Source organism: Mitsuaria sp. TWR114 (assembly GCF_007997345.1).
In genome coordinates this window covers 1-9,277 of sequence record NZ_VOSR01000101.1, presented here as the reverse complement: position 1 = coordinate 9,277, position 9,277 = coordinate 1, and the positions used below count along the sequence as shown (strand labels likewise).

At 70.4% G+C, this 9,277-nt stretch carries 8 protein-coding genes; 4 read left to right on the top strand and 4 right to left on the bottom strand.

Features of this window, described 5'->3' with window-relative positions; translation table 11 throughout:
• The 3 genes from FUT87_RS31330 to FUT87_RS05130 form a co-directional block, all read right to left on the bottom strand.
• Window positions 1-1,132: hypothetical protein (locus FUT87_RS31330; RefSeq protein WP_310735106.1), on the bottom strand; the 1,132-nt coding region annotated here is incomplete at its 3' end.
• A gap of 100 nt (window positions 1,133-1,232) precedes the next feature.
• Window positions 1,233-1,820 (bottom strand): TetR/AcrR family transcriptional regulator, encoded by a 588-nt coding sequence (locus FUT87_RS05135; RefSeq protein ID WP_091724121.1) that lies wholly within the window; start codon window positions 1,818-1,820, stop codon window positions 1,233-1,235.
• Between the two features lie 85 nt (window positions 1,821-1,905).
• Window positions 1,906-3,066 (bottom strand): iron-containing alcohol dehydrogenase, encoded by a 1,161-nt coding sequence (locus FUT87_RS05130; RefSeq protein WP_147240287.1) that lies wholly within the window; start codon window positions 3,064-3,066, stop codon window positions 1,906-1,908.
• 137 nt (window positions 3,067-3,203) lie between these two features.
• On the opposite strand from FUT87_RS05130, the gene FUT87_RS05125 reads away from it, so the two are divergent.
• The 4 genes from FUT87_RS05125 to gtfA are packed head-to-tail and all read left to right on the top strand — an operon-like array spanning window position 3,204 to window position 8,249.
• Window positions 3,204-3,599 carry a hypothetical protein gene (locus tag FUT87_RS05125; RefSeq protein WP_147240286.1) on the top strand — a complete coding sequence of 132 codons (396 nt, stop codon included), beginning with the start codon at window positions 3,204-3,206 and terminating at the stop codon, window positions 3,597-3,599.
• A 44-nt stretch (window positions 3,600-3,643) separates the two neighbouring features.
• The gene (locus FUT87_RS05120) at window positions 3,644-5,353 is read left to right on the top strand and encodes a TonB-dependent receptor domain-containing protein (protein ID WP_147240285.1); all 1,710 of its coding nucleotides are present in this window, start codon (window positions 3,644-3,646) and stop codon (window positions 5,351-5,353) included.
• Window positions 5,354-5,412: 59 nt separating this feature from the next.
• Window positions 5,413-6,756: an MFS transporter gene (locus FUT87_RS05115; RefSeq protein ID WP_147240284.1), complete on the top strand. Its 1,344-nt coding sequence runs from the start codon at window positions 5,413-5,415 to the stop codon at window positions 6,754-6,756.
• Window positions 6,753-8,249, top strand: coding sequence for a sucrose phosphorylase (gene gtfA, locus FUT87_RS05110; RefSeq protein ID WP_147240283.1), 1,497 nt, complete (start codon window positions 6,753-6,755; stop codon window positions 8,247-8,249). Before FUT87_RS05115 ends, gtfA begins: the two co-directional genes overlap by 4 nt.
• Window positions 8,250-8,278: 29 nt before the next feature.
• Here gtfA and FUT87_RS05105 read toward each other — a convergent pair whose 3' ends face one another.
• On the bottom strand, window positions 8,279-8,926 hold the full coding sequence (locus FUT87_RS05105) for a hypothetical protein (RefSeq protein ID WP_147240282.1): 648 nt from the start codon (window positions 8,924-8,926) through the stop codon (window positions 8,279-8,281).
• Window positions 8,927-9,277 lie beyond the last annotated feature (351 nt).

The following is a 9,277-nucleotide window of genomic DNA, read 5'->3' as shown; positions in this document are numbered from 1 at the left end:
GGCCGCGGCGGGAGAGCGATCCAGGGCAAGTCATGGCCCCGAGCGTAATCCGGGACGCTGACAGCGCGACGAGGCCATGACGCCACAGCGGCGCGATGACACGGCGGCGCGGCGCACGGCCGCGCGGGCGCCCGGTACGATCCAGCCTCATCGCTCCCGCCCACCGCCGCGCATGACCACCCAGCTCATCCTCTTCCGCCTCGCCATCCAGAGCAGCTACGTCGCCAACTCCGAGGAGCCGGCGACCGAGGACACCTTCGACACCATCCAGTTCTTCGCGTCCAACGGCGCCGCGTGGCGGATCAAGACCTATGCCACCGACCAGGACGTGCATGTCTGGTCGCTCGATGGCGGCGAGCTCGGCGACCTGGTCGAGCTGGCGGTCAGCAACACCGAGGCCAACTACGGCGACGTGCTGGAGGAGGGCTACATCATCGACTCCGAGACCGGCCTGGACGGCGTGCGAGAGCAGCTCGAGGCGCGCGGCCTGCCGCCGCATCTGAACGAGACCTCGGTCGGCGCGGTGTTCTGGACGCCGCCGGGCTCCAGCTACAAGTCCAGGAGCCGGCCCGGCAACTGAGCGCCGGCCCGCGCGCTTGCGCATGGTCGAGCGGCGGTCCAGCTCGTCATCACCGGCTGCGGCGCGGTTCTCCGCCCGGATCGCCAGCCCCTGCAGCGTGAAGCCGACCGCGAAGACGAGCAGCCAGCCCAGCAGCGCGGCCTTCACCACCGGATCGTCCGGACCGGTGGCCAGCGGATGCGCGACCGGCAGCCGTGTCAGCGTCTCGTTGATGCCCGGCACCAGCAGCAGGAAGAAGCTGAACGAGAGGCCGAAGGTCTGCGCATAGGGCCTCAGCCGGCCGAGGACGCCCAGCCGCGGCGCGACCCAGGCGCCGCCGAACGCCGCCAGCAGGGCCAGCACGCCCAGCACGTGACCGGGATTGATGCCGGTGACGCTCGACAGCCCGAAGGCGGTGAACACCGACAGCGTCAGTCCGGCGAGATAGACCTGGCCGGAGCGCGTGGAGGGCTCGATGCGACGCCTGCGCGCGAAGCCGTGCAGGCCCGCGACGAGCGGGATCAGGCTGATCAGGGTGTGCGCGATGCCGAGCGATGAAAGCGGGTGGGGCATGGGGACCTCGTTGAAGCAGGTGATGAAAGTACGATCTACTAGTTGGTAGATTGATGGCGCGAAAGAAGGGCGGCCGAAGCCGCCCGCGGTGCAGCGCCCGTCAGGCGGGCTGGGTCAGCTTGAGGATCGCCGGCTGCACGATGGCGGCGAAGGACTTGGGGTCGTCCAGCGCCCGCGCCACCAGCATCGCGCCGTGCACGACCGCCATGAACGAGCGCGCCGAGATCGCGGGGCTGTTGAGCAGGTGGAACTGGCCGGCCCCGACGCCGCGCTTGAGCACCGACGCCAGCCAGGCGTTCAGGTCGTGGAAATGGGCGCGTACCTCGGCAGCCACGTCCTCGGGAATGGTCGGCATCTCGGTGGCCAGCATCGCGCAGATGCAGAAGGGATGCTCGCCGCTGCGGATGCAGCCGGCCCAGTAGTCCGCATAGGCGTTGAGCTCGGACAGCGGATCGTCGAACTGCCGCTCCAGCGAGGCGAGCCCCTGCCGCGCTTCCTCCCGGTAGCGCGCGACCACCGTCTGTACCAGCGCGGCCTTGCTCGGGAAGTGATGGTGGATGCTGGCCTTGGTGATGCCGACCCGCTCGGCCAGGTCTGCATAGCTGAAGCTGTTGTAGCCGCCGGCGACCAGCAGCGCCCGCGTGTGGGCGGCGATCTCGGCGGCTTTCGGGGAGAGCTCGATGGTCATGAATGCGGAGGCCGTCGCGTGAAACTGGGTCGCACTCTACTAGTTGGTAGGTTGGTTGTCAAAGCCCCCGAGGCTAGCCTGCGGCTCACATCGACTCGTCCAGCATCCGGCGGTAATCGCCGGCCGAGGCCTCACGCGGATTGGTCTTGTGGCAGTGGTCATGCAGCGCGCGCTCGACGATCTGGTCGTACAGCTCATTCGTCACGCCCATCTCGCGCAGGCCCGACGGCAGGCCGAGCCGCTGGTTCATCGCCTTGACCGCGCCGGCCAGTTCATCGGCCGGCGTGCCTTCCTGCAGGTTCATCGCATGGCCCATGCGGGCGATCTTGTCGTCGCGCCGCACCGAGTCGTGCATGCCGTTGAAGCGGATCACCGCCGGCAGGAAGACCGCGTTGAGCGTGCCGTGGTGCAGCCTGGGCATCAGCCCGCCGAGCGCGTGGCTCAGCGAATGCACGCAGCCCAGTCCCTTCTGGAAGGCCAGCGCCCCCATGGTGCTGGCCGCCATCATGTCGAGCCGGGCGTCGAGGTCGTCGGGATGCGTGGTGGCGCGCTCGATCTGGCGCCAGCCGCGGCGCAGGCCCTCCAGCGCGATGCCGTCGGCCGGCGGATTGAAGGCGGCCGACATGAAGGTCTCCATGCAGTGCGCGATCGCGTCCATGCCGGTCGCTGCGGTCAGCGCGGCAGGCAGCTTGCGCGTCAGCTCCGGATCGCAGACGGCCGAGCGCGGCATCAGCGTCCAGTTGTGGAAACCCAGCTTGCGGCCGTCGTCCACGATGATGATCGCGCCGCGCGCGACCTCGGAGCCGGTGCCGGCGGTGGTCGGCACGGCGATCAGCGGCGCGGCCTGCGGGCCGATGTTGCCGGCCCCGCCGAGGATGGTCGCGTACGCCGTCAGCGGGCCCTCGTGGGTGGCCGCGATCGCGACGCCCTTGGCCAGGTCGATGCTGGAGCCGCCGCCGATCGCGATCAGCCCGTCGCAGCCGTGGGCGCGGTAGAGCGCGGCGGCCTCGCGCACCGCGGCCTCGGTCGGATTCGGCGGGGTGCCGTCGTAGACGGGCAGGGCGGCGGCGTCGATCGGGGACGCGGTCCAGGCCTCGATCACCAGGTCCAGCACGCCGGCCGCGCGCACGCCCTTGTCGGTGACGATCAGCGGCCGCGTGATGCCGGCACGGGCGCATTCCGCGCCCAGCACGCGGCGCGCGCCGACCTCGAGATGGATGTGGGTGAGGTACTGGATCAGGGCCATGGGCGGAGTCCTTCTGCCGGGAGGTGGACGAGGGGGAAGGCGGGTCTTGGCGCCGCTTCGGCGACGGCGCGCGTTGTCTGGGAAAATCCCGCGATTGCGGCTCGGCGAACGGCTGAGCCTACGCCCTGGAGTTCCCGTTGAGTAGCACCTTGTTGACACCGCGGATGGCCGCGGTGCTCGAGCGCATCCACCGCGCCAACCGCCCGTCCTTCCACAGCCTCTCGCCCAAGCAGGCGCGCATCGCCTACCTGATGGGCGCGGAGATCCTGGACCTGCCGCGGGCGCCCTTGCCGCGCATCGAGAACCTGGCAATCCCCGGTCCCGCCGGCGACATCGCGGTGCGCCTGTACGCCCCGGTCACGCGCGAGGATGCCGCCGCCCGCGATCCGCGCGGCCTGCCGGTGCTGCTGTTCGGCGACATCGCCTTCGGCACCGCCGACCAGTTCCTGCGCGCCGACGTCAACATCGACCGGCTGGAGGTGGTGCGCGGCGGGTCGCCTCGACGCTGGCCAGCAACTCGCCGGGCGGCCTGATCAACTTCATCAGCAAGACCGGCAAGGGCGAGCAGGGCGGATCGATGGCGCTGACCGGCGGCCTCGATCACCGCCTGTGGCGCGTGGAGGCCGACTACGGCGGCTCGCTGGGGCGCGGCACCAGCTTCCACATCGGCGGCTTCCAGCGCCAGGGCGAGGGCGGCCGTCCCACCGGCCGCACGCTGGAGCAGGGCGGGCAGATCAAGGCCAACCTGACCCAGACCTTCGACGCCGGTTACCTGCGGCTCAACCTCAAGGCGCTGGACGACCGCACGCCCTCGCTGATGCCGGTGCCGGTGCAGGTCGTGAACGGCCAGATCCGGACCGTCGCCGGCATCGATCCGCGCCAGGCCTTCTTCCTGACCTCGGGCCTGCCCGCCGACACCACCGTCGACAGGCACGGCAATCCCGTCACCACGAGCACGCGCGACGGGCTGCGGGTGAAGAGCTTCGCCATCGGGCTGGAGACCCGCCTGGACCTGGGCCAGGGCTGGACGCTGGAGGACCGCTTCCGCCGCACCAGCAACTCGGGCCGCTTCATGGCGCTGTTCCCCGCGGACAACGGCAACAACGGCAGCAATGCCTTCTTCACCGGCACGCTGTTCAACACCTCGCTGGACGACCTGGGCAACACCTTCAACGACCTGAAGCTGAGCCGCAAGTTCGCGCTGGCCGGCGGGTCGGCGACGGTGCTCGGCGGCCTGTTCAACGGCGTGCAGCAGGTGGCGCAGACCTGGTTCTGGAACCAGTACAACCTGAGCTTCAGCAACAACGGCGCGCGCGTCGTCGATGCCGCCGGACAGCCCTCGACGCTGCCGGTGAGCAGCGGTTGGGACACCTGGGGCGGCTGCTGCGCGCGGACCTTCGACGTGCAGTACACGCAGACCTCTCCCTACCTGGCGCTGGCTTGGGAAGGCGGCCCGGTCAACGTCGACCTGAGCGTGCGCCGCGACGGCCAGCGGGCCAGCGGCTACACGCTGGCCGGCAATGCCCAGACGCGCAACTGGGATCCGGCCTCGCGCCAGGAGGTGGACTACAAGGTCTCCCACACCTCCTATTCGGGCGGCGTGAACTATGCGGTCAGCAGCGACCTGGCGGTGTTCGGGCGCGTCAGCAACGGCGTGGCCTTCTCCGCGGATCGCCTGCTCTACGGCAATCCGCTGGACGGCTCCGTGCCGGTGGCGATCAACGAGATCGACCAGACCGAGCTCGGCCTGAAGTGGCGCGACAAGTCCGGCCTGAGCCTGTTCGTCACCGCCTTCGATGCCCGCACCAACGAGAGCAACTACGAGGTCACGACGCGGACCTTCACCGCCAACCGCTACCGCGCCCGCGGCCTGGAGCTGGAAGGCGCGTACGCGAGCGGCCCGTGGCGGCTGACCGCCGGTGCGACCTGGACCCATGCCCGCATCCGCAGCGCCAACGACCCGGCACTGGTGGGCAACAAGCCGCGCCGGCAGGCCGCGCTGGTGTGGCAGCTGGCGCCGTCGTACACCATCGGCGACCTCGAACTGGGCGCGGCGGTGGTGGGCTCCGGCAAGTCCTATGGCGACGATGCCAACACCATCACGATGAAGGCCTATGCGGTGGTCAATGCCTTCGCGAACTACGCGCTGACGGAGAAGATCATGCTGGGCCTGTCGGCCAACAACCTGTTCGACAAGCTGGCCTACACCGAGATCGAGGGCGACGGCCACGCCGCCCGGGCGCTCAACGGCCGCACGCTGCGCGCCACGCTGAAGATCGACTTCTGAGGTCCGCGCATGCACGATCCGACCCCTTGGCGGGCCGCGCTGGCCGCACCGGAGCAGCCATGAACGGCATCAAGCCGCGCCTGAGCCTGGCGCAGATCGTCAACATGAATGTCGGCTTCCTCGGCATCCAGTTCAGCTTCGGTCTGCAGCAGAGCAACATGAGCCCGATCTACAAGTACCTCGGCGCCGACGAGGCCACGCTGCCGCTGCTGTGGCTGGCCGGCCCGGTGACCGGGCTGCTGGTGCAGCCGCTGGTCGGCGCGGTCAGCGACCGCACGGTCACGCGCTGGGGCCGGCGCACGCCGTACTTCCTGTTCGGCGCGCTGCTGTGCAGCCTGGGGCTGCTGCTGATGCCGATGAGCCCGGCGCTGTGGTTCGCCGCGGGGCTGCTGTGGATCCTGGACGCGGCCAACAACATGACGATGGAGCCTTACCGCGCCTACGTCAGCGACCGGCTCGACGAGTCGCAGCACGTGCCCGGCTTCATGATCCAGAGCGCCTTCACCGGCCTGGCGCAGACGCTGGCCTACCTGACGCCCTCGCTGCTGGTGGCCATGGGCATGAGCCGCGACGCGGTCGGCGGCAACCACATCCCGCAGACGACGACGGTGGCCTTCGGGCTGGGCGCGCTGCTGTCGTTCACGACGGTGTGGTGGTCGGTGCGCCGCGTGCCGGAGCTGCCGATGACGCCGAGCGCGCTCGACGCGCTGCGCGCCCAGCCGCGCACGCCGGGCGCGATCGTCGGCGAGATCGTCTCGGCGCTGAGCGAGATGCCCGAGACGATGCGCCGGCTGTGGTGGATGAAGCTGTGCCAGTGGTACGCCATGATGTGCTACTGGATCTACATCGTGCCGAGCCTGGCGCGCTCGCTGTTCGGCACCAGCGACGCGTCCTCGGCCGGTTTCCGCGAGGCGGGCCTGCTCAACGGGCAGATCGGCGGTTTCTACAACTTCGTCGCCTTCCTCGCCGCCCTGGCCATGCTGCCGCTGACGCGCCGCCTGGGCGCGCGACGGGTGCATGCGGCCTGCCTGGTGGCCGCCGGCATCGCGATGTGGAGCCTGCCGCTGGTGCGCGAGCGCGCCTGGCTGTTCGTGCCGATGCTGGGCATCGGCGTGGCCTGGGCCAGCATGATGGGCAATCCCTACGTGATGCTGGCCGGCTGCATTCCGCCGGAGCGGGCCGGCGTCTACATGGGCATCTTCAACATGTTCATCGTGATCCCGATGCTGCTGCAGATGCTCACGCTGCCCTTGCTCTACGACACGGTGCTGCACGGCGATCCCGCCAACGTGCTGCGCCTGGCCGGCACGCTGATGCTGCTGGCCGCGCTGGCGACGCTGCGGGTGAAGGCGCCCGCGCGCGCGCCATCGCTCCCGCCCCCCGTCACCCTCGACCGTCCATGAAGAACCAAGTCCAACTCATCACCTATGTCGACCGCCTGGGCGGCGGGGACCTGCGCGCGCTGCAGGCGCTGCTGACGCAGGGCGAGGGCAATCCGCTGCGCGGCCGCTTCGGCGGCGTGCACCTGCTCCCGTTCTTCCATCCGATCGACGGCGCCGACGCGGGCTTCGATCCGATCGACCACACGCGGGTGGACCCGCGCCTGGGCGACTGGTCCGACCTGGCGGCGCTGGCGGCGCCGGAGAGCGGGCTGGACGTGATGGCCGACGTGATCGTGAACCACATGTCTTCGCAGTCGCCGCAGTTCCTCGACTACCAGGCGCGCGGCGAGGCGTCCGAGCATGCCGGCCTGTTCCTGACGCTGGACGCCGTGTTCCCCGACGGCGCGAACGAGGCGCTGCTGACCGCCGTCTACCGGCCGCGTCCCGGCCTGCCGCTGACGATGCTGCCGGCGGGCGATGCGCGGCGCCTCTTCTGGACCACCTTCACGCCGCAGCAGATCGACATCGACGTCGAGCATGCCAGCGGCGAGGCCTACCTGGACGCGATCCTGCGCCGCTTCGCCTCGGTGGGCATCCGCAGCATCCGGCTGGACGCGGCGGGGTATGCGATCAAGCGGGCGGGGCGCTCGTGTTTCATGATGCCGGAGACCTTCGACTTCATCGCCGCCTTCAGCGCGAAGGCCCGGGCGCTGGGCATCGAGGTGCTGGTCGAGGTGCACAGCTACTACCGCCGCCAGATCGAGATCGCGCGCCAGGTCGACTGGGTGTACGACTTCGCGCTGCCGCCGCTGGTGCTGCATGCCTTCGCCTTCGGCACCGCGGGACCCTTGAAGCAGTGGGCGGCGATGCGGCCGCGCAATGCGCTGACGGTGCTCGACACGCATGACGGCATCGGCATCATCGACATCGGCGCGGACGCCGCCGACCGCGCGGGATCGCCGGGACTGGTGCCGCCCGAGGAACTGGATGCGCTGGTCGAATGGATCCACCGCAACAGCCGCGGCGAGAGCCGGCTGGCCACCGGCGCGGCGGCCTCCAACCTTGACCTGTACCAGATCAACTGCACCTTCTTCGACGCGCTGGGCGGCAACGAGCGCGACTACCTGCTGGCGCGGGCGATCCAGTTCTTCCTGCCCGGCATTCCGCAGGTGTACTACGTCGGCCTGCTGGCGGGGCGCAACGACGTGGCGCTGCTGCAGCGCACCGGCGTCGGGCGCGACATCAACCGCCATCACTACACCCGCGCGGAGATCGACGAACGCCTGCGCGCGGACGTGGTCCAGCAGCTGTTGCGACTGATCGAGCTGCGCAACACGCATCCCGCCTTCAACGGCCAGTTCGAGATGCGCGGCGGGAGCGACGAGGAACTTCGACTCGCCTGGACCCACGGCGAGCACCAGGCCGAGCTGTGGATCGACTTCAAGGACCCGGCGCGGCACGGCTTGCGCTTCTCCGGGCCCTCGGGCGAGGAGACTTCGCTGCGCCTGGGCTGAAGGACTTCAGCGAGGCGGGGGAGCCGTTTTCAGTGCGGCGGCCGGGCGCCCCACAGGGCCTGGTCGATCAGGTCGGTGCGGGTGGCGTCGATCTCGCCAAGCGTCCGGGCCAGCGCCCATTGGGCCTCGTCGCGGCGGTCCGGATCGCTGATGCGCCGCACCAGCGCGATGGCCTCCAGCGGCTGGTGTCGAACCAGCTCGTCCTGGGTCGCATGCGCGGCGATGACCCTGTCCAAGCCTTCCTGGCTGCCCTGCGACAGGATCCAGTCCCGGGCGCCGACGCCATCCAGCGCCAGCCAGCGCGACAAGGACTCCTCGAGCAGCGCCTGCCCGGCGCCGCGAGGCAGCATGCTCGCGAAGACGGTCGCCGATCGGGCGTCCTGGTTGATCCAGCGGTCCTGGATCTGCGCAAGCAGATCCGCCGTGCCCGAGCCGCCGCGCGCGGCCCAGGCCGCGGTCTGGGCCGGGGCGGCTTCGGCCCAGCGCATCGCGGTGTCGGTCCGCCATCGCTCCCGCAGGTCCGCGTCCAGGGGCAGGCCATCGAGCTCGCGCAACAGCAGTTCGAACTCGCGGCGCTGCCACATCGGCGCCAGCAAGGGCGCCACGATGTCCCCGGTCCAGGCGGGATGCCGCTGACTCAACTGGAGGGCGTGGCGCCATGCCAGGGACGCATCCATGTTCAGCTCGGACAGCAGCAGCGCCGTCCACAGGGGCAGGGCGCTGGGGCCGAGGTCGCAGGCGTGACCACACCGCCTGCGGTCGACGCAGCAGCCAGGGCCTCAGGCGGGACAGGCTGTCGGACAACAGGGCCGGGTCGGCGGCCCGACCCTGTCGCGGCAGCGGTTCGCGCTGCCAGTGCCGCGCCATCGAGGTGACCAGGGCCTCCAGTCCGGCTTCGTCGACGGTCTGCGCCAGCGTCGATGGCGCGACACCGGAACCGGCCGACGGACGGGAGGCAGCGTCGACCAGGGAGGCCACCGGAGGCATCCCGGAAGACGGGAGCGCCGGATCGCCGCCGGTGGACGCGA